This window comes from Caulobacter sp. 17J80-11 (assembly GCF_014349105.1).
In the GTDB taxonomy this organism is placed as follows: domain Bacteria; phylum Pseudomonadota; class Alphaproteobacteria; order Caulobacterales; family Caulobacteraceae; genus 17J80-11.
This window is the reverse complement of sequence record NZ_JACSJI010000024.1, coordinates 1-18,705: the sequence shown is the minus strand read 5'-3', so window position 1 is coordinate 18,705 and position 18,705 is coordinate 1. Positions and strand designations below refer to the sequence as shown.

The 18,705-nt window shown below is 70.3% G+C and carries 20 protein-coding genes and 1 tRNA gene; 7 read left to right on the top strand and 14 right to left on the bottom strand.

Annotated features, from left to right (window positions below; all coding sequences use genetic code 11):
• Window positions 1-3: 3 nt before the first annotated feature.
• Window positions 4-558, bottom strand: a complete 555-nt coding sequence (locus tag H8B08_RS17895; RefSeq protein WP_187451561.1) for a F0F1 ATP synthase subunit delta — start codon at window positions 556-558, stop codon at window positions 4-6.
• Window positions 559-816: 258 nt separating this feature from the next.
• Here H8B08_RS17895 and H8B08_RS17890 point away from each other — a divergent pair, with 258 nt between their 5' ends.
• A complete protein-coding gene (locus H8B08_RS17890) occupies window positions 817-1,611 on the top strand; it encodes a TerC family protein (protein WP_187451560.1) in 795 nt (264 codons plus the stop codon).
• A 58-nt stretch (window positions 1,612-1,669) separates the two neighbouring features.
• Here H8B08_RS17890 and lptB read toward each other — a convergent pair whose 3' ends face one another.
• The 5 genes from lptB to H8B08_RS17865 all read right to left on the bottom strand — a co-directional run bounded on the left by lptB (window position 1,670) and on the right by H8B08_RS17865 (window position 4,472).
• Window positions 1,670-2,479, bottom strand: coding sequence for an LPS export ABC transporter ATP-binding protein (lptB, locus tag H8B08_RS17885; RefSeq protein WP_187451559.1), 810 nt, complete (start codon window positions 2,477-2,479; stop codon window positions 1,670-1,672).
• 11 nt (window positions 2,480-2,490) lie between these two features.
• Window positions 2,491-3,033, bottom strand: a complete 543-nt coding sequence (locus H8B08_RS17880; protein WP_187451558.1) for an LptA/OstA family protein — start codon at window positions 3,031-3,033, stop codon at window positions 2,491-2,493.
• The gene (gene lptC, locus H8B08_RS17875) at window positions 3,030-3,698 is read right to left on the bottom strand and encodes an LPS export ABC transporter periplasmic protein LptC (RefSeq protein WP_187451557.1); all 669 of its coding nucleotides are present in this window, start codon (window positions 3,696-3,698) and stop codon (window positions 3,030-3,032) included. Before lptC ends, H8B08_RS17880 begins: the two co-directional genes overlap by 4 nt.
• 4 nt (window positions 3,699-3,702) lie before the next feature.
• Complete coding sequence (locus H8B08_RS17870; RefSeq protein ID WP_187451556.1) at window positions 3,703-4,317, bottom strand: ribonuclease D; 615 nt, start codon at window positions 4,315-4,317, stop codon at window positions 3,703-3,705.
• Window positions 4,318-4,385: 68 nt separating this feature from the next.
• A tRNA-Leu gene (locus H8B08_RS17865) sits at window positions 4,386-4,472 on the bottom strand.
• Between the two features lie 164 nt (window positions 4,473-4,636).
• Between H8B08_RS17865 and H8B08_RS17860 the strand changes: the two genes are divergently transcribed.
• Window positions 4,637-5,620, top strand: coding sequence for a complex I NDUFA9 subunit family protein (locus H8B08_RS17860; RefSeq protein WP_187451555.1), 984 nt, complete (start codon window positions 4,637-4,639; stop codon window positions 5,618-5,620).
• Window positions 5,621-5,636: 16 nt separating this feature from the next.
• Here H8B08_RS17860 and H8B08_RS17855 read toward each other — a convergent pair whose 3' ends face one another.
• Together H8B08_RS17855 and H8B08_RS17850 are read right to left on the bottom strand one after the other, a co-directional pair.
• The gene (locus tag H8B08_RS17855; protein WP_187451554.1) at window positions 5,637-6,449 is read right to left on the bottom strand and encodes an undecaprenyl-diphosphate phosphatase; all 813 of its coding nucleotides are present in this window, start codon (window positions 6,447-6,449) and stop codon (window positions 5,637-5,639) included.
• Window positions 6,450-6,487: 38 nt separating this feature from the next.
• The gene (locus tag H8B08_RS17850; RefSeq protein WP_187451553.1) at window positions 6,488-7,660 is read right to left on the bottom strand and encodes a citrate synthase; all 1,173 of its coding nucleotides are present in this window, start codon (window positions 7,658-7,660) and stop codon (window positions 6,488-6,490) included.
• 117 nt (window positions 7,661-7,777) lie between these two features.
• Here H8B08_RS17850 and H8B08_RS17845 point away from each other — a divergent pair, with 117 nt between their 5' ends.
• The 5 genes from H8B08_RS17845 to H8B08_RS17825 all read left to right on the top strand — a co-directional run bounded on the left by H8B08_RS17845 (window position 7,778) and on the right by H8B08_RS17825 (window position 12,718).
• Window positions 7,778-8,755, top strand: a complete 978-nt coding sequence (locus H8B08_RS17845) for a cation diffusion facilitator family transporter (protein ID WP_187451552.1) — start codon at window positions 7,778-7,780, stop codon at window positions 8,753-8,755.
• A 57-nt stretch (window positions 8,756-8,812) separates the two neighbouring features.
• Window positions 8,813-9,499: a glutathione S-transferase family protein gene (locus H8B08_RS17840; protein ID WP_187451551.1), complete on the top strand. Its 687-nt coding sequence runs from the start codon at window positions 8,813-8,815 to the stop codon at window positions 9,497-9,499.
• 186 nt (window positions 9,500-9,685) lie between these two features.
• Window positions 9,686-10,633, top strand: a complete 948-nt coding sequence (locus H8B08_RS17835) for a hypothetical protein (RefSeq protein WP_187451550.1) — start codon at window positions 9,686-9,688, stop codon at window positions 10,631-10,633.
• Window positions 10,587-11,741, top strand: coding sequence for a tRNA epoxyqueuosine(34) reductase QueG (gene queG / locus H8B08_RS17830; RefSeq protein ID WP_370545524.1), 1,155 nt, complete (start codon window positions 10,587-10,589; stop codon window positions 11,739-11,741). The genes H8B08_RS17835 and queG overlap by 47 nt, the downstream gene beginning before the upstream one ends.
• Window positions 11,738-12,718, top strand: a complete 981-nt coding sequence (locus tag H8B08_RS17825) for a glycosyltransferase family 2 protein (protein WP_370545523.1) — start codon at window positions 11,738-11,740, stop codon at window positions 12,716-12,718. Before queG ends, H8B08_RS17825 begins: the two co-directional genes overlap by 4 nt.
• Window positions 12,719-12,722: 4 nt before the next feature.
• Here H8B08_RS17825 and H8B08_RS17820 read toward each other — a convergent pair whose 3' ends face one another.
• From H8B08_RS17820 to odhB, 6 genes are all read right to left on the bottom strand, one after another.
• Entirely contained in the window at window positions 12,723-13,238 is a 516-nt protein-coding gene (locus H8B08_RS17820) for an FKBP-type peptidyl-prolyl cis-trans isomerase (protein ID WP_187451548.1), read from the bottom strand.
• Window positions 13,219-14,424 carry a threonine ammonia-lyase gene (locus tag H8B08_RS17815; protein WP_187451547.1) on the bottom strand — a complete coding sequence of 402 codons (1,206 nt, stop codon included), beginning with the start codon at window positions 14,422-14,424 and terminating at the stop codon, window positions 13,219-13,221. The genes H8B08_RS17820 and H8B08_RS17815 overlap by 20 nt, the downstream gene beginning before the upstream one ends.
• Window positions 14,425-14,539: 115 nt before the next feature.
• Window positions 14,540-16,855 (bottom strand): TonB-dependent receptor, encoded by a 2,316-nt coding sequence (locus tag H8B08_RS17810; RefSeq protein WP_187451546.1) that lies wholly within the window; start codon window positions 16,853-16,855, stop codon window positions 14,540-14,542.
• A gap of 171 nt (window positions 16,856-17,026) precedes the next feature.
• Entirely contained in the window at window positions 17,027-17,272 is a 246-nt protein-coding gene (locus H8B08_RS17805; RefSeq protein ID WP_187451545.1) for a hypothetical protein, read from the bottom strand.
• 12 nt (window positions 17,273-17,284) lie between these two features.
• Window positions 17,285-17,734 carry a hypothetical protein gene (locus H8B08_RS17800; RefSeq protein WP_187451544.1) on the bottom strand — a complete coding sequence of 150 codons (450 nt, stop codon included), beginning with the start codon at window positions 17,732-17,734 and terminating at the stop codon, window positions 17,285-17,287.
• A 51-nt stretch (window positions 17,735-17,785) separates the two neighbouring features.
• A partial coding sequence (odhB, locus tag H8B08_RS17795) for a 2-oxoglutarate dehydrogenase complex dihydrolipoyllysine-residue succinyltransferase (RefSeq protein ID WP_187451543.1) occupies window positions 17,786-18,705 on the bottom strand: 920 nt, incomplete at its 5' end.

Here is an 18,705-nt window from a genome sequence, read left to right as displayed (position 1 = left end):
GTCTTACGCTCTCTTCAGGGCGAATTTCAGGGAGTCGAGTTTGGTCTTCAGCGAGGCGTCGAACAGGCGCGAACCGACGCGCACCTTCAGGCCGCCGAGAATGGCGGGATCGATCGTCGCGGTCAGTTCGGGGTCGGCGCCCAGCGTCGTGCGCAGGGCAGCCTTCACGCCGTCGAGTTGCTTGGCGGTCAGCTTGATGGCCGACACCACTTCCGCGGCGACCACGCCGCGGTGCTTGTCGTAGCGGCGCTCGAAGGCGGCGATCGCGCCCGGCAGCGCCGAGGCGCGGCGGTTGTGCGACAGCAGGCCCAGGAACTTCTTGGTCACCGACTGGAAGCCGGCCTTGTCGGCGATCGCCGCCAGGGCCTTGCCCTTGTCCTCGGAGGAGTAGGCCGGCGAGGCCAGCAGGCGGCGCAGGTCGGCGCTTTCGGCGCGCATCGCCTTCAGCGCCTGGAGGTCGGCGCGAACGGCGTCGAGCGCCTTGGAGTCGAGCGCCAGGTCGAACAGAGCGTGCGCATAACGCTCGGCGACTTCGCTCTCTTTGAAATCGTCAGCCACTTGGGTCCGCCCGGATAGGGTTTCGGTGCGCCGCCGCGGCGGAGGCCACGACGACTAAAGGCTTGAAGCGCTTGGAAAAGCACGCACGGCAAGGTTCGCTTGGAACCCCGCCGTTCGAAGCCGGGCGCCTGATAGCACGGGCGTTTCGCAGTCGCAACCGACACGGCCGCGACGAAACGGTCTGCGACGCCGCCCGCTTGAAACCGATGCCCCTGCTTCCTTTATGGACAAGCTTTAGACGATCAGGACCGCTGCCGGATGACCGACATCGCCGCCCTCCTCGCCGACCCCGCCGCCTGGCTCGCCCTCGTGACCCTGGTGGTCATGGAGGTGGTGCTGGGCATCGACAACCTGATCTTCATCTCGATCCTGTCCAACAAGCTGCCTGAGCACCAGCGCTCGAAGGTGCGCCGGCTGGGCATCAGCCTGGCCCTGATCATGCGCCTGGTGCTGCTGTCGTCGATCAGCTGGCTGGTGGGGCTGAAGGAGCCGGTGTTCTCCCTGCCCTGGGGCCCGGCGGCCGGCGACCACGCCGGCTACGACCTGCAGTTCTCCTGGCGCGACCTGATCCTGATCGCCGGCGGCCTCTTCCTGTTGTGGAAGGCCACCAAGGAGATCCACCACAGCGTCGACCCGCGGCCCAGCCACGAGCTGCTGGACAAAAAGGACGTGATGATCACCAACGCCGGCGCGGCGATCTTCCAGATCATCCTGCTGGACCTGGTGTTCTCGGTCGACTCGATCCTGACCGCGGTCGGCATGACCGACCATCTGCCGATCATGGTGGTGGCGGTGATCGCGGCGGTGACGGTGATGCTGGTGGCGGCCGACCCGCTGGCGAACTTCATCAACAAGAACCCCAGCGTGGTGATGCTGGCGCTCGGCTTCCTGCTGATGATCGGAATGGTGCTGATCGCCGACGGGTTCGGCGTGCACGTGCCCAAAGGCTACATCTACACCGCCATGGCGTTCTCGGCCGGGGTGGAAGGGCTGAACCTGCTGGTCCGGCGCAAGTCGGCGAAGCGGGAGGCGGACGGCCACACCCGCCACTGACGCGACAAGGGCCGCTCCCAAGGGGCGGCCCTTGTTCCTGTCCCGATCGCGCGTCGGCTTACTGGTAGCTCTCGCCCAGATAGACCCGGCGCACTTCCGGGTTGTCGACGATCTCGTCGGGAGTGCCTTCGAACAGCACCTCGCCGGCGTGGATGATCGAGGCCCGGTCGATGATGTCGAGCGTCTCGCGCACGTTGTGGTCGGTGATCAGCACGCCGATGCCGCGGCCCTTCAGATAGCCGATCACCTCGCGGATGTCGGCGATGGCCAGCGGGTCGATGCCGGCGAACGGCTCGTCCAGCAGCATGAAGGACGGCTCCGACGCCAGGGCGCGGGCGATCTCGACGCGGCGACGCTCGCCGCCCGACAGCGAGATGGCCGGCGAGGAGCGCAGGTGCGAGATGCGCAGCTCGTCCAGCAGGCCCTTCACGCGTTCCTTCGCCTTGGTCTGGTCGCGCTCGTGCAGCTCGACCACGGACATGACGTTCTCTTCCACGCTCATGCCGCGGAAGATCGAGGCTTCCTGCGGCAGGTAGCCGATGCCCAGGCGCGCGCGCTGGTACATGGGCTGGGAGGTGACGTCTTCCTTGTCCAGGTAGATCGAGCCGTAGTCCGGCTGGATCAGCCCGGTGATCATGTAGAAGCAGGTGGTCTTGCCCGCCCCGTTGGGGCCGAGCAGGCCGGCCACCTCGCCGCGTTCCAGGCGCAGGCTGACGGTCTTGACCACGGCGCGGCCGCGGAACGACTTGCCGATCTGGTCGACGCAGATGCCGTCGCACAGCCGGTTCGCCGGCGTGGCGGCGTCACGGCCTACGAACTCGCCCTTGGTGGCCACGCGCTCAGACTCTTTCCACAGGGGTTTGAGCATTCCGGCGACGCTCACCGTCCGGCGCCGTCGGACTTCTTCGGATAGAACACGCCACGGACCCGCTCGCCCGGGCCGCCGCCAGGCCCGGCGTCCATGGTCGAACGACCGGCGCCGACCTCGATGGTCAGCACGTCGCCGCGCAGCACGTTCTCACCCTGGGCCACGACCACGTCGCCGGTGATGACGATGGTGTCGCTGGCTGCCGTATAAACGCCCTTCTCGCCGCGAGCGACCTGCTCGGGCGTCACGAAATAGACGTTGCCGACCGCCTCGATGCGGTCGATGTCGCCCCAGCCGGTGCCCGGCGCGGCGTTCTCGGCCCGCGGACCGGTCCCCGGCCCGTAGTAGATGTTGATGGCGTCGGCGCGCAGGCGGTTGTTGCCCTGCAGGGCTTCCACCCGGCCTTTCCACGCGACCATGCGCTGGGCGTCGATGACTTCCATGTTGTCGCCGGAGATGTCGATCGGATCGCCCCGGTTGGTGGAGATCTGGGCCTGCGCCCCGCCGACGCACAGGGTGAGCGCCACGCCAAAAGCCGCTGCTAAACGCTTCATCGGGGTCCCCCGTTTCCAGCGGCCGGTCGGCCGCGCTGTTCAAGCCGGGCGCGCACGCCGCCCTTGAACACCACCCGTGCGCCCTGATCGTAAATGGCATAGGACGAAGCGCTGATCTGTCCAAGGGGGCCTTGGCCTTGGATCGGCGCATTTCCGCTGATCACCCCCGAACGCGTGTCGATCTTGGCCTCGCCCGTCTTGAAGTGGAAGCCGGAGCCGGCGTCCTTCACCTGAACGTCCCCGGCCAGGCGCACCGACCGGTTCTTCTCGTCGTAATAGCCTTTTTGCGCGGTCAGCTCGGTCGGTTTGCCGGCCATGTTGCCCAGCCGCAGCATCGGATCGTCAAGGCGGATCTGCTCGCCGCCGCCGCGCTGAGCCTCGCGCGCGCCAAGCACGTAGGCGCGGCCCTTGTCGTCCTGGCCGTAGAAGCGCGGATTGACCATGCGCACGACGTTGTCGCGCACCCGCAGGCTCTCCAGGCTCAGCAGCACCTGCTTGATGCCGACCCAGCCCAGCAGGGCGATCAGGGTCGCCGCGATCCCCGCCGGCAGGGCCTTGCGGAAGAAGTGGATCAGCTGCGAACGCCGGCGCCACGCGTGCATCGCGCGGTGGACGCGTTCAGCGTCCTCCTGGCGATCGTCGAGCGGCGGCAGCGGTTCGTTCACGGCGTCACGCGTGGGCGAAGATGTCGACGTCCTCCCACCCGGCGAGATCCAGGCGGGCGCGGACGGGGAGGAAATCGAAACAGGCCTGGGCCAGTTCGGCGCGGCCTTCGCGCGCGAGCATGGCGTCCAGGCGGGCGCGCAGCGCGTGCAGGTGCAGCACGTCGGAAGCGGCGTAGGCGACCTGGTCCTGGCTGAGCTGGCTGGAGCCCCAGTCGGAGCTCTGCTGGGCCTTCGAAATTTCGATGCCGAGCAGCTCGCGGGTCACGTCCTTCAGGCCGTGCCGGTCGGTGTAGGTGCGCGCCAGCTTCGACGCGATCTTGGTGCAGTAGACCGGCGCCGTGGTCACGCCCAGGTGCAGGGCGAACATGGCGATGTCGAACCGGCCGTAATGAAAAATCTTCAGGACCGACGGATCGGAAAGCAGCCGCTTCAGGTTGGGAGCGTCGTAGTCCGGACGGTTCAGCCGCACGACATGCGCGTCGCCGTCGCCGCTCGACAGCTGGACCACACAGAGGGGGTCGCGTCGGAAGCGAAGGCCCATGGTCTCGCTATCGATCGCCACAACCGGGCCGAGGTCGAGGCCGGAGGGCAAATCGCCGTCGTGCAGATAGGTCGTCACGAGAACCTCGATACACGAAAGCGCCGGTCGAGACGACACGGCGCTTTACAGAAATTCTAAGAAAGGGGTGGTGCCCAGGAGAGGACTCGAACCTCCACGGCTGTTAAGCCACTGGCACCTGAAGCCAGCGCGTCTACCAATTCCGCCACCTGGGCATCGACCGCGCCCCGAGGGGCCGTCGAAGAGGCGGGACTGATAGTCCGCCGACTCGCGGCGGTCAACAGGGCTTTTCAAGGTTTTCGCATCAACGTTGCGGGCCGGGGCGCCTTCGTCTATCCGGAGCGCGTTTTCGGCGGTTTGCGCGCCCAGGGAGCGTAAGATGACGGGGCTGACGAGGTCCGAACTGGTGACCGTGTTCGGCGGGTCGGGTTTCATCGGGACCCAGGTCGTGCGGGCGCTGGCCCAGCGTGGCTGGCGGGTCCGCGTGGCGGTGCGCCGTCCGCACCTGGCCTACAAGCTGCAGACCGCCGGCCGGGTCGGCCAGATCCAGGTCGTCCAGGCCAATGTCGGCGTGCCCGACAGCGTCGACGCCGCGCTGGAAGGCGCCAGCGCCTGCGTGAACCTGGTCGGCCTGCTGTATGAGACCGGCTCGCGCAAGTTCCAGACCCTGCACGTGGAGGGCGCGCGCAACGTCGCCGAGGCCTGCGCCGCGCACGGCATCGAAGACCTGGTGCACATGTCGGCGCTCGGCGCCGATCCGGATTCGTCCTCGGTCTACGCCCGCACCAAGGGCGACGGCGAGCAGGCCGTCCGCCGCGTGGTCCCCGGCGCGACCATCTTCCGCCCGTCCGTGGTGTTCGGTCCGGAGGACAACTTCTTCAACAAGTTCGCCCAACTGGCGATCATGGCCCCGGCCCTGCCGCTGCCGGGCGGCGGCAAGACCCGCTTCCAGCCGGTCTATGTCGGCGACGTGGCCGAGGCGATCGCCGAGGCGGTGGACGACCGCGCCTGCGCCGGCAAGACCTACGAGCTGGCCGGCCCGGTCACCTACACCTTCAAGGACCTGATGCAGATCGTGCTGGCCGAGACGCATCGCCGGCGCCTGCTGCTGCCGATCCCGTACGCGGCGGCCAGCCTGATGGGCGTGGCCGGCAACATCCAGGCGCTGCTGCAGCCGTTCGCGCCGGCGCCGGTGATCACCTCCGACCAGGTTCTGCTGCTGCAGCGCGACAACGTCGTGTCGGGCGCCTTCCCGGGCCTGCGCGAACTGCAGATCACGCCGAACGCGCTGGAAGCGATCGTGCCGACCTATCTGTGGCGCTATCGCAAGGGCGGCCAGTTCGCCCAGCCGACCGTCGCCTAAAAGAATAGTGGGCGGCTCAGGCCGCCCACACCCCCGTTCCGATCAGCGCCAGGCCCGCCAGGCCGACCAGGATCCGCCACCAGGCGAAAGGCGCGAAGCCGTGCTTGGCGACGAAGTCCAGCATGGTGCGGACCACGAAGGCGCCGCTGACGAACGACACCACGAAGCCAATGGCGATCAGGCCGGTGAAGTCCGCGTCGAACGCGTCGCGGTGCTTGTAGAAGTCGTAGACGAACGCGCCCATCATGGTCGGGATGGCCAGGAAGAACGAGAATTCCGCGGCCGCCCGCTTGTCGAGGCCCAGGGCCATGCCGCCCACGATGGTCGCGCCGGAGCGCGACACGCCCGGCACCATGGCCAGGCACTGGAACAGGCCCACCCCCAGCGACGTGCCCAGGCCCACGTGCATGGCGTCCTCGGTGCGCGCCTTCGGCGCGAAGCGCTCCAGCACCAGCAGCACCAGGCCCCCGACGATCAGCGCGATGCAGATCACCATCGGGCTTTCGAACAGCACCGCCTTGATGAAGTCGTAGAGGAAGACGCCGGCCACCACCGAGGGGATGAAGGCGATCGTCACGCTCAGCACGAACTTGCGGGCCTGCGGGTCCTTCGGCAGGCGGATCAGCACGTTCCACAGCCGGCTGAAGTAGAGGGCCACGACCGCCAGGATCGCGCCCAGCTGGATCATGACGATGAAGGTGTCCCACTTCACGTCGGTCAGGCCCAGGGCCTGCTTGGCCAGCAACAGGTGGCCGGTCGAGGACACGGGGATGAACTCGGTCAGACCCTCGATGAGCCCGAGGATCACGGCGTTCAGCCAGTCGGCCATACGTTCAAACCCCTATACGCGAAGAAATTCAGGCCGACTCAGGAACGGTCAGGCTCCGCTCCGACATAGCGCAGTCTGGTGCGGATCGGCGCCCCTGCGGCGATCTGTTCGAGGGCGTGGCCGGTGAAGCCCACGGTCCGGCCGATCGCATACAGGGTGAAGGCGCCGTCCTTGGGCAGGTCCAGCTGCCGGCCGATCAGGGCCAGCGCCATGTCGAAGTTGGGGGCCTGGCCGGTCAGGCCCTCGCCCACCCGCACCACGTCGTTCAGTTCTTCCGGAAGGGAGGCGGCCGCCAGCAGGGCCTTGGCGCGCGGATCGCCGTCCGGATGCAGCGGATGACCGAAGCCGGGAATCTCCAGCCCCTGGGCCAGGCGCTGGCGGGCGGCCGCGCGCGCGTCGGCGCCGCGGCGGGCCTCGGCCACGAAGCCGGTGGCCAGCGCCAGCTTGCCGGCGAAGCGCGGACCGGACAGGGCCGCCACCCCCGACAGGGCGCAAGCGGCCAGCGACGCGCCGGTCGAGGCGGTCACGCGCACGGCCAGGGCCGCCTCGTTCAGGCCGTGGTCGATCGACAGCACGAGCGCCCGGCGCAGCAGCTCGCCGTCCTTGTCGGTCAGCTTCCAGGCGCGGGCCAGCCGCAGGTGCAGGGCCGGGCGCGTGCCGCCGGCGGCGACCGCGTCGACCACCTCGCTGAGCACGGCGGCAGCCTCGCGGCGCAGCGAGCGGACGCTGCGCCCCGCGCTGGGGGCGTCCTCGTCGGCGCGGCGGGCCAGGGCGGCGAAGGCCCGCCCGCGCGGGCCGCCCGGAAACACCACGTCGACCCGCGGTTTCATGTCGGCGAACGGATCTTCCTCGCCCTCCCACAGCCAGCGGGCCGCCTGCTCCAGGGTCGAGGCCTCGGCCAGGGCGGCGGCGTCCTTGCCGCGGAACCACAGCTTGCCGTCGGCGAAGGAGGTGAGCGCGCTCTCGACCACCGCCTCGCCGCGCGCGGCGGCCGGCTCCAGCTCGCGGGCGGTGCGCCGGGCGGCCTGGGCCGTGCGGTCAAGCAGGCGGTGGATGTCCTCGGCGGCGTAGAGGCTGCGGCGCGGGTCGTCGGGATCCGGCCGGGCGGCGATGCGGCCGCGGCTGACGTAGGCGTAAAGCGTCTGGGGCTTCACCCCGAGCCGCTCCAGGACTTCAGGCCGCGAGAGCCAGGAACGCGCGCTGGTCGTCATGGTTGACCCCTGCCCGGTCAAGATTGACAGACCATAACGCAAGCTCGGCCGTTTTGATTCGCTCCGGAAGCGCGTAATCGGCCTGTGAACAGTCACGTTTACGCGAGCAGGCGAATAATGAGCGCACAAGGCCACGCCGTCCCGGGGACCACCCCGCCCGCCGAAAGCGCCGCCGTCACGCGCCGGGTCACCGCCTATTCGGTGCTGACCGCCCTGATCCTGGTGGGGGCGAAGGCCGTCGCGTGGTCGGCCAGCGGCTCGGTCGCCCTGCTCTCCTCGCTGGCGGATTCGACGCTCGATCTGGTCGCCTCGCTCGGCACCTTCCTGGCCGTACGCTACGCGGTGACGCCGCCGGACGCCGAGCACCGCTTCGGCCACGGCAAGGCGGAAGCCTTCGCCTCGCTGGTGCAGGCCTGCCTGGTCTTCGCCTCCGCCGCCCTGGTCGGGCGCGAGGCGGTGGCGCGGCTGGCCGACCCGCGGCCGGTCGAGCACGGCGGCTGGGCGCTGGCGGTCATGGGCTTGTCGATCGCCCTGACCCTGCTGCTGGTCGCCGCCCAGACCCGCGCCCTCAAGAAGACCGGCTCGGTGGCGGTCAGCGGCGACCGGGCCCACTACTTCGCCGACCTCGCCTCGAACCTGGCGGCGGTCGCCGGCATCGCGGGCGCGACCTTCCTCAGCCTGCCCGAGTTGGACGCCTTCGCCGGCCTGGCCGTCTCGGCCTGGCTGGTCTGGGGCGCCATCGGCGTGCTGCGCGAGGCCGCCGACCACCTGATGGACAAGGGCCTGCCGGTCGAGGCGCGGGCGCGGATCGTCGAACTGGCCCTGGCCGACCCGCAGATGACCGGCGTGCACCAGCTGCGCACCCGCGTCGCGGGCCCCTACGTCATGATCCAGTTCCACGCCGACCTCGACCCGGCCCTGACCCTCGAGGCCGCCCACGCCATCCTGGTCGAGGCCGAGAACCGCATCCTGGCCGAGTACCCGGCCGCCGACATCCTGATCCATCCGGATCCGCGCGGCCGGGCCGAACCGCACGGCGGGGCGTTCCAGGAGACGGCGGCGGCGCATTCTCCACAGGCGACCCCGGAATCCTGAGGCGGAAGCGGTTGCGGTGAACGAGTCCTTAAGAAGCCCGGGCGCATCGGATCGGACATGACCCCGCGGCGTACCCTGCACCACTTTCCGCTCGATCCGGCCTCGCGTCAGGCGCGGCTGGCGTTGGGCGAGAAGCGCCTCGATTTCGACGAGGTGGTGGTCCGCTACTGGGAGCCGAACCCCGAGTTCGAGGCGCTGAACCCGTCCGGCCTGACCCCGGTGCTGGTCGAGGAGACCGACCGGGGCCAACTGGTCGTGTGCGAGACCCGCGCCATCCTCGACCACCTGGAAGAGACCGCCAAGGGCGACGCCCTGCTCTCGCCCTCGCCGGCCGAGCGGGCCGAGGCGCGCCGCCTGCTGCAGTGGTTCGACAAGAAGTTCGACTACGAGGTCAACGCCCTGCTGCTCCACGAGAAGATGGAGAAGCGCCTGCTGCGCCTGGGGCCGCCCGACATGCCGGCCATGCGGGCCGGCCGCGAGGCCCTGCGCCGTCACCTCGGTTATTTCGACGAGCTGCTGCAGGCGCGCGACTGGCTGGCCGGCCGCAGGCTCAGCCTGGCCGACATCGCCGCCGCCGCGCACCTGTCGGTGCTGGACTATTTCGGCGAAGTCCCCTGGCGCGACTACCCTGCGTTGAAAACGTGGTATTCGAGGATCAAGTCGCGCCCCTGCTTCCGTCCGTTGCTGGCCGACCGCCAACCCGGCATTCCGCCGGCCGAGCACTACGACGACCTGGACTTCTGAGTTCCGGAAGTTCCGCGCTCGGGAATTTCTGAATTCGGGGGGAGTCTCGTGAGGAAACTGACCGCCGCGCTCGCCGCGCTCGTCCTGGCCGCCGCGTCGCCCGCCATCGCGAAGGCCCAGTCTCCGGTCCGGTCTTCGGCCCAGTCTTCAGCCCCGGCGCCGGCCGCCGGGGACCCGGCCGCGCAGATGCGGGCCTATCTGGCGGAGGTCGCGGTCTGGAGCACGGCGATCCAGCAATCCCTGCAGGAGCAGTCCGACGCCTTCGTGGAGGTCCTGGACGGCGCCGACGTCGCGCTCGACTTCTACGACCGCCGCGCCAAGCGCGACGGCCGCACCTGGGCGAAGACCTGGGGGGCGGAACAGGAGCAGGCCTGGGCCGCCATGGGCGCGAAGCTCGACGCCGCCGCCTCGGCGCCGCCGCCCGTGCCGCCCGCCTTCGCCGCCGCCGATGCGTCGTTCGCCAAGATGACCCGGGCCCTGAACGATCTTCCCGAGATCCTGCGCCGCGACTTCGAAAAGAACCGGATCCTCGTCGGGCGCATCATCCCGCAGGTCCAGGCGACGGCCGGCGGCGACAAGCGCGCCGCGGAGGGCCTGGTCCCGGAACTGCTGAACGTCAGCATCGCCATCGCGGAAGCCGAGAACGAACTCGGGACGGCGACGACCGCGTTCGCGCCGGCGGACCACCCGCAGCGCCACCTGGTCTCGGCCTCCCAGAGCACCAACCTGGCGCTGATCGAGCTGCTGACCGCCGAACAGGCCGTCCTGCTTTCCAAGCCTGTCGACGAAGCGGCCCTGGCCGCGCGCCTCCGCGAATACGCCGACGCGTCTGAGGTCGCGGCCGCCAAGGTGGAAGCCAACGCAACGAGACTGCTCGCCGAGGTCCGCGGAACCCGCGTCCTGGCCGGCACCGAGCTACTGGTCACCGCCGAGCGGGCGCTGGCGACCTACAAGGACAGCGCCGACGTCGAGCGCCTGCTCGTGAATGTCCTGCGGGAGATGGCCACGCGCATCGAAGCGCCCGGCGAGGTAGACTGGCAGACGCTCCTGCCGTCGCTGGAGCAGCTCGAGGCCCTCGCCAGTCAACGTGTCGCAATCGATCTGCAACGCCGCCAAGGCCTTCAGGGCGCCTGACCTGCGCGAAACCATCCGCGCGGAAGCCCTGGCGCTCGGCTTCGACGTCTGCCGCTTCGCCTCGGTCGAGGCCCCCTGGCCGGCGTCGGACCGGCTGCGGACCTTCGTGCAGAAGGGCCGGCACGGCACCATGGGCTGGATGGAGGAGACGCTGGAGCGCCGCGTCCACCCCAGGGCCATGTGGGAGGGTGCGCGCTCGGCCATCGTGCTGGGCGTCAACTACGGCCCGGACGCCGATCCGCTGGAGGCGCTGAAGGACAGGGGTCGCGGCGTGATCTCGGTCTACGCCCAGGGGGACGACTACCATGACGTCGTCAAGAAGCGGCTGAAGCAGCTGGGCCGCTGGCTGGCCCAGGGGGCCGGCTGCGAGCTGAAGGTGTTCGTCGACACCGCGCCCCTGATGGAGAAGCCGCTGGCCCAGTCCGCCGGGCTGGGCTGGCAGGGCAAGCACACCAACCTGGTGTCGCGCGAGTTCGGCTCCTGGCTGTTCCTGGGCTCGATCCTGACCACGCTGGAGCTGGAGCCGGACGCGCCAGAGCGCGACCGGTGCGGCTCGTGCCGGGCCTGCCTGGACGCCTGCCCGACCGGCGCCTTCCCCGCCCCCTACCAGCTCGATGCGCGGGCCTGCCTGTCGTATCTGACCATCGAACACGCGGGCCCATGGCCGGTGCGCTATCGCGAGGCGGCGGGCAACCGGATCTACGGCTGCGACGACTGCCTGGCGGTCTGCCCCTGGAACAAGTTCGCCCAGGCCGGGCGCGAGCTGAAGCTGCAGGCGCGCGACGCCCTGCGCGGGCCCAGGCTGGAGGATTTGGCCGGGCTCGACGATCCGAGCTTCCGCGAGCTGTTCGCCAAGGGGCCGGTCAAGCGCATCGGCCGCGACCGCTTCGTGCGCAACGTGCTCTACGCGATCGGCAACTCCGGAGACCCCGCGCTGGCGGCCGCCGCCGAGCGCCTACTGGAGGATCCCGCCCCGGTCGTGCGCGGGGCCGCCGCCTGGGCCCTGTCGCGCCTGGCGCCGGAGCGCTTCACCGCGGCCGCCGCCAGCCGGCTCGAACGCGAGGACGATCCCGACGTCCGGGCCGAATGGCTGCGAGCCGCCGCGTGACGGCCCCGGCGGTCAGCGTCCTGATCGTCGCCTACGAGAGCGGGCCGGTTCTGGCCCGCTGTCTTTCCGCCCTGAAGGCGCAGACGTTCCAGGACTTCGAAATCCTGATCGCCGACAACGGATCCAGGGACGGCGCAGCCCAGACGGCCGCCGCGGCTGACCCGGCGCTCCGCCTGCTCGAGTTCGGCGAGAACCTCGGCTTCGCCGAGGCCAACAACCGCGCCGCCCAGGCCGCGCGCGGACGGTGGCTTGCCCTGCTGAACCCCGACGCCTTCGCCGAGCCCGACTGGCTGGAGGCTCTGGTCGCGGCGGCGGAGGCGCAGCCCGACGTGCGCTGCTTCACCTCCCTGCAGGTCGCCGAGCATGATCCGGCCGTGCTGGACGGCGCCGGCGACGCCATGACCCTGGCCGGCGTGCCCTACAGAGCCGGCTACGGCCGCGCCCGGCCGGAGCGCGTGCCGGCGGGCGAAGTGTTCGCCGCCTGCGGCGCGGCCATGCTGGTCGAGCGCGCCCTGTTCCTCGACGTCGGCGGCTTCGACAAGGCCTTCTTCTGCTACTGCGAGGACATGGACCTGGGCTACCGGCTGCGGCTGCGCGGCGAGCGCGTGCGGCTGGTCCCGGACGCCGTCGTCCGCCACGTCGGCTCGTCCACCCTGGGCGCCCGGTCGGACTTCGCCCTGTGGCACGGCGTGCGCAACCGCCTGTGGACCTATGTGAAGAACACCCCGCCGCTGCTGCTGGCGGTCACCTTCCCGCTGCACGCGGCGGCGGTCGCCGCCCTGGTCGCGGGCTCGGTCCTGAAGGGCGAACGCGCGGCCTGGCGGGGGCTGAAGGCGGGGCTGGCCGGCCTGCCCGCCGCCTGGCGCGCGCGCAAGGCGGTGCAGGCGGCCCGGCTTGTCGGCTCGCTGGAGATCGCGCGGGCCCTGACCTGGAGCCCGCTGAAGGCGGCGGCGCGCGCGGTGGACGTGCGCGCCTGAGCGTTCAGACGTTCCCGCTCTCGCCGCCGGCGTGCGGCAGCACGCCCAGCAGTTCGATGCGGAACACCAGGGTGGCGTTCGGCGGAATGGTCGGCGGCGAGCCCTCTTCGCCATAGCCCAGCTCAGGCGGGACGTAGAGGATCCACTCGTCGCCCACCCGCATCATCGGGATCGCTTCCTGCCAGGCCTTCACCAGGCCGGCCAGTTCGAAGGTCTCGGGCGAGCCGCGCTCGAAGGAGCTGTCGAACACCTCGCCGTTCAGCAGGGCGCCCTCGTAGTGGACCTTCACCTCGTCGTTGACGTCCGGCTTCGGCGCGTCCGGCGCGCCGGAGCGCACGACCTTGTACTGCAGGCCGTCGGGCAGGGTGCGCACGCCCTCGGCCTTGGCGTTCTTGGCGAAGAAGGCCTTGGCCTCGGCCAGGCCGGCGGCGGCCGCCGCCGGGTCGACCTTCGGGCCGCAGGCCGAAAGCGCCGCGGCCAGGGCGAACACGGCCAGCGCCTTACGCATTGGTGAGGACATAGCCGCTTTCCTTCAGGGCCTGGCGGATCTCGTCGGCGTGCTGCTCGTCGCGGGTCTCGACGACGATGTCGTACTCCGCGCCCTTGGCCGGCACCTCCAGCGAGAGGCGGTTGTGGATGACGTCGAGGATGTTGCCGCCCAGCTTGCCGATCACCGCGCTCATGCCGGCCAGCACGCCCGGACGGTCGTCGCCGATGATGCGGTAGGTGACCATGCGGCCCTGGCGGACCATGTCGCGGTAGAGCACCGAGGCCAGCATGCGCGCGTCGATGTTGCCGCCGGCCAGCACCAGGCCGACCTTCTGCCCCTTGAACTTGGCCGGATAGCGCAGCAGGGCGGCCAGGCCGCCGGCGCCGGCGCCCTCGGCCACCGTCTTCTCGACGTTGGCGTACATGGCCACGGCGCGCTCGAAGTCGGCCTCGTCGACCACCAGCACTTCGTCGATCAGCGGGTCGGCCACCGCGAACGGGATCTCGCCGACCGCCTTGATGGCGATGCCCTCGGCGATGGTCTGGCCGCCGCACTTGGGCTTCTCGCCCTTCCGGCGGGCGACGAAGGACGGGTACATGGCCGCCTCGACGCCGTAGACCTTGATGCCGGGCTTCAGCGCCTTCACCGCCGAGGCGACGCCGGCGATCAGGCCGCCGCCGCCGATCGGCACGATCACCGCGTCGAGGTCGGGCGCGTCCTCCAGCATCTCCAGGCCGCAGGTGCCCTGGCCGGTGAGGATCTGCAGGTCGTCGAAGGCCGAGACGAACACGTAGTCATGCTCGTCGCGCAGCTTCATCGCGTGGTTGGTCGCCTCGGTGAAGTCGCCGCCCTCGATCACCACGTTGGCTCCGTAGGACCGGGTCTTCTCGATCTTCACGAAGGGCGTGCCATGCGGCATCACGATGGTGACCGGCACGCCGAGCTGCTGGCCGTGATAGGCCAGCGCCTGGGCGTGGTTGCCGGCCGAAGCCGCGATCACGCCGCGCTTCTTCTCCGCCGGCGACAGCTGCATCAGCTTGTTGCGCGCGCCCCGCTCCTTGAAGGAGGAGGTGAAGTGGGCGTTCTCGAACTTCACCCACACCTCGGCCCCGGTGCGCTGGGACAGCTTGCGCGAATAGCGGCACGGGGTCCGGTCGACGAAGTCCTTGATGCGCTCGGCGGCGGCGCGGATGTCGTCGAGGGTCACGGTGGTCATGGGCGCACTTCTGAAACGGAACCGCGCGGACCCTAGTGGGCGCCCTTGGGGAAGGCAACGCCCGCTACGTCACCCCGGATAGCCGCTATGCGGCTTCCGGGATGACGCGCGTTTGCTAGCGCCGCACCCGCACCGTCACGCCGACGCTGCGCGGCTCGCCGAGGAAGGCGTTGACCGTGCCGGCCTGCAGCGGGGCGTCGAAGGCGACCTGGCGGTAGAGCTCGTCGGTCAGGTTGCGGGCCCACAGCTCCGCCGCCCATCGGCCGTCGGCGGCGCCGACCCAGACGCGCGCGTCGGCGCGCCAGAAGGCCGGCTGGATCTTCAGCGGATTGAGGTCCGAACCGGTGTTGTAGTCGGAGTTGAACTTGCCCGAGAGCCAGGCGCCGGCCTCCAGGCCGTGGCCGATCGGGCGGCTCCAGTCCGCCGCGGCCGCCGCCGACCACAGGGGCGCGAAGGCCGAGCGGGAGCCCGGCAGGCGGACGAGGCCCGTGACCGGATCGGAGCCGAATTCGGTCTCGGCGTAGGTGACGCCGCCGCTCAGATTCAGGCCGTCCAGCGGCGTGGCCCAGCGGGCTTCCACTTCCGCGCCCGTGGAGGTCAGCTCGGGCACCGAGCGCACCACGAAGGTGGCGTTGGCGAAGGTGTTCAGCTGGAAATCCTGGAACTCCTGGCGGAAGACGGCGGCGTCGACGGCCAGCGCGCCGTCGAACCAGCGGGTCTTGGCCCCCAGTTCGTACGCGTCCACGCGCTCGTCCTCGAAGGCGGTGTCGGCGTCCAGCAGATAGGCGGTCTGCTCGCGGTCCAGGTTGAAGCCGCCGGCTTTCCAGCCGCGCGCCCACGAGGCGTAGGTCACCGCCTCGTCGCTCAGGCGCCAGGAGGCCTTCAGGGTGCCGGACCAGGCGGTCTCCGAGCGCGACTGGTGCGAGGTCCCGTTGAAGGCGCCGTTCGACCAGGGCAGGCACAGGACGCTGACGCCGGTCGCGGCCGCCTTGGCCGCGGCGCAGGCCGCGCCGCCGTCGGTGGTGCGCCAGGTCGAGGCCAGGTCCTTGTCCTCGGCGGTGAAACGCAGGCCCGCGGTCAGCTCCAGCCGCTCGGTCAAGCGCCAGGTGTCGTTGGTGAACAGGGCCAGGGTGCGGGCTTCCTGGCGGTAGGTGTCGCGCGCGCCCTCGCCGGCGACGAAGGCGGCGCCCGGCGCGAAGCCGGTGATCTCCGACACCCGGTTCGGGTTGGCGCCGCCGGTCAGCAGCAGGCCCAGATAGGTCTCGTAGTCCGCGCCGTAGAGGTACTCGTCCCGACGCTCGACGTCCTCGGCCGCCAGAAAGGCGCCGACCATCCAGTCCAGCGCGTCGCGCTTGCCGGCCAGGCGCAGTTCCTGGCTCAGGGTGGCGAACTCCGAGCCGAACGAGCCGTCCGGGTCGCGGTAGTAGATGTCGGCGGTCGAGAAGTCGGCGTCGTAGCCGTTCTTCGTCGACCAGCTGCGCGCGGCGGTGATCGAGGTCAGGGTCGCGGCGCCCAGGTCCAGGTCGAGCTGCACCGACAGGCCGGCGTCCTCGATCTGCTGGGCGGTGGAGCGGTTCGACCAGGCGGTGCGGGCGCCCGGGTTCGGCGTGGGCGCGACGCCCTCGTCGGCGGCCAGGCCGTCGATCCAGGCCGCGGTCGGGCCGCGCACCAGCATGACGCCGGCGCAGCAGTTCTCCTCGCGCTTCGTGTAGTCGGCGATCACCCGGATCTCGGCGTCGTCGGAGGGGGTGAACAGCAGCTGGCCCCGCGCGGTCCAGTAGTCCTGATTGTTGTCCTGGCGCTCGGTGCGCGGGCCGTCGCCGGTGCGCACGTCATAGATGCCGTCGCGCAGGCGCCGCGCCACGAACAGGCGACCGGCCAGGGTGTCGGTGATCGGGGCGTTCAGGGTCAGGGACGCGCCCCGCGTGCCCAGCTCGCCCACCGTGGCCTCGGCTTCGAGGTAGGTGTTGAACTCGGGCGCAGCGGTCAGCACGCTGATCAGGCCGGCCGAGGCGTTCTTGCCGAACAGGGTGCCCTGCGGGCCCTTGAGGATCTCGATCCGGTCCAGCTCGCCCAGATCGTTGATCGCCGTGCCGGTGCGCGGGCGATAGACGCCGTCGATCACCACGCCGACCGAGGACTCCAGCCCCGGATTGTCGCCGACCGTGCCGACGCCGCGCAGGCGGGCGGTGGTCTGGGTCTCGTTGGCGGTGGAGGTGACGATCAGGCCCGAGGTCAGGGTCTGCAGGTCCTTCAGGTCGCGCCCGCCGGAGCGCTCCATGGCCTCGCCGGTGACCACGGCGACCGACAGCGGCGCGTCGATCAGGCGCTGCTCGCGCTTCTGGGCGGTGACGACCAGTTCCTCGACGGCGGCGGGTTCGGCGGAAGCGGAAGCGGCGGCCAGCAGGGCCGAAAGCGCGACGAAGGACATCTATTGTGCAACTGCGAAGCTGAAAGACCGCGCCTAGAAGCGCAGCCTGCTGCGTCGCACAAGAGCGCAAAGGTAGAGCTGCTCAGGTTATCGTCGGCAAGAAACAGAAATTTCCCAGAACGCCGCGACCCGCGCTCGACTTCACGACAACCCGTTTGAGTTCAAACGAAATCAGTCGGAATCCGCCGCCTCGGCGTCGCCGATCTCGCGGGCGGCGGCGAGGAGCGCCTGGGCGGCGGGCAACTCGGCCTCGGGGACGCACAACCGAATGCCGCCGGCGTCGTCCGGCTCCAGCGGCATCACGCCTGGCAGCGGGTCATCGAGGACGGTCGCGTCCAGCCCGGCTGAGCGCAGGGCCGTGCGGGCCACCTGCGCCTCGGGGAGCGACTGGAAGCGTTCGACGACGGCCAGGGGCATAGGGCGCTCCGCTCAGTACGACGCCGGCTGCATCTGGGCGGAAACCACCGCCAGCAGCCAGACGGCGATGCAGCCCAGGATCAGGACGGCGCCGGTGATGCGGATCGGGTCGGGCCGACGACGCACGGCGTCGACCGCCCAGCCGGCCGGGCTCGAGGCGAGCACGGCGGTGAACAGGGATGCGAGCGTCCACGCCGGATGGTGCGGCCGGATCTCGATATCGGACGGCAGCGCCTCGGCGGCCGCCGCGGCCTGAGCCTCGCGCAGGATCTCGCGCGCGACCGGCAGATCGGTCAGGGGCACGCACAGGCGCGAGCCGCCGAACGCCCGTTGGGACAGCGGTTCGACCGAGGCGATCGCACCATCGAGCACCACGGCCTGCAGCCCGGCGGAGCGCAGGGCGGCGCACGCCACGTGGGCTTCGTTCAGATCCGAAAAGCGGGCGACGACCGCCAGAGTCACAGGAACTCCCCCCAAACAAAAAGGGCGGCCTGCAGGCCGCCCTCTTCAGGATCAGACGTCCAGCAGGAAGCGCTGGGGATCCTCGATGTTTTCCTTGATGCGCACCAGGAAGGTCACCGCTTCCTTGCCGTCGACGATGCGGTGGTCGTAGCTGAGCGCCAGGTACATCATGGGGCGGATCACCACCTGGCCGTTCACGGCCATCGGGCGCTGCACGATGTTGTGCATGCCCAGGATGCCCGACTGCGGCATGTTCAGGATCGGCGTCGACATCAGCGAGCCGTAGATGCCGCCGTTGGTGATGGTGAAGGTGCCGCCCTGCAGCTGGTCCAGCGACAGCGAACCGTCACGGGCGGCCTTGCCGAGGCGACCGATCTCCTTCTCGATCTCGGCCAGCGACATCTTGTCGGCGTCGCGCACCACCGGAACCACCAGGCCGCGATCGGTGCCGACCGCGACGCCGATGTCGTAGTGGTTTTTGTAGATAATGTCGGTGCCCTCGATCTCGGCGTTGACCGCCGGGATCTCCTTCAGGGCGGCGACCACGGCCTTCACGAAGAAGCCCATGAAGCCCAGCTTCACGCCGTGGCGCTTCTCGAAGCCGTCCTTGTAGGCGGTGCGGAGCGCCATGACCGTGGTCATGTCCACCTCGTTGAAGGTGGTCAGCTGGGCGGCGGTGTTCTGGGCTTCCTTCAGGCGCCGGGCGATGGTCTGGCGCAGGCGGGTCATCTTCACCCGCTCTTCGTTGGCGCCCAGCGCGCGCGGCGCGGCGGCCGGCGCGGCCGGAGCCGCGGCCGCCGGGGCCGGAGCGGTCGGGGCGCCCGACAGGGCCGCGAGCGCGTCGCCCTTGGTGATGCGGCCGTCCTTGCCGGTGCCGGCGATCTTGGAGGTGTCCAGCCCGGTCTCGGCGGCGATGCGGGCCACCGACGGCGACAGGGTCTGGGCCGGAGCCGCAGCGGCCGGCTTGGCGG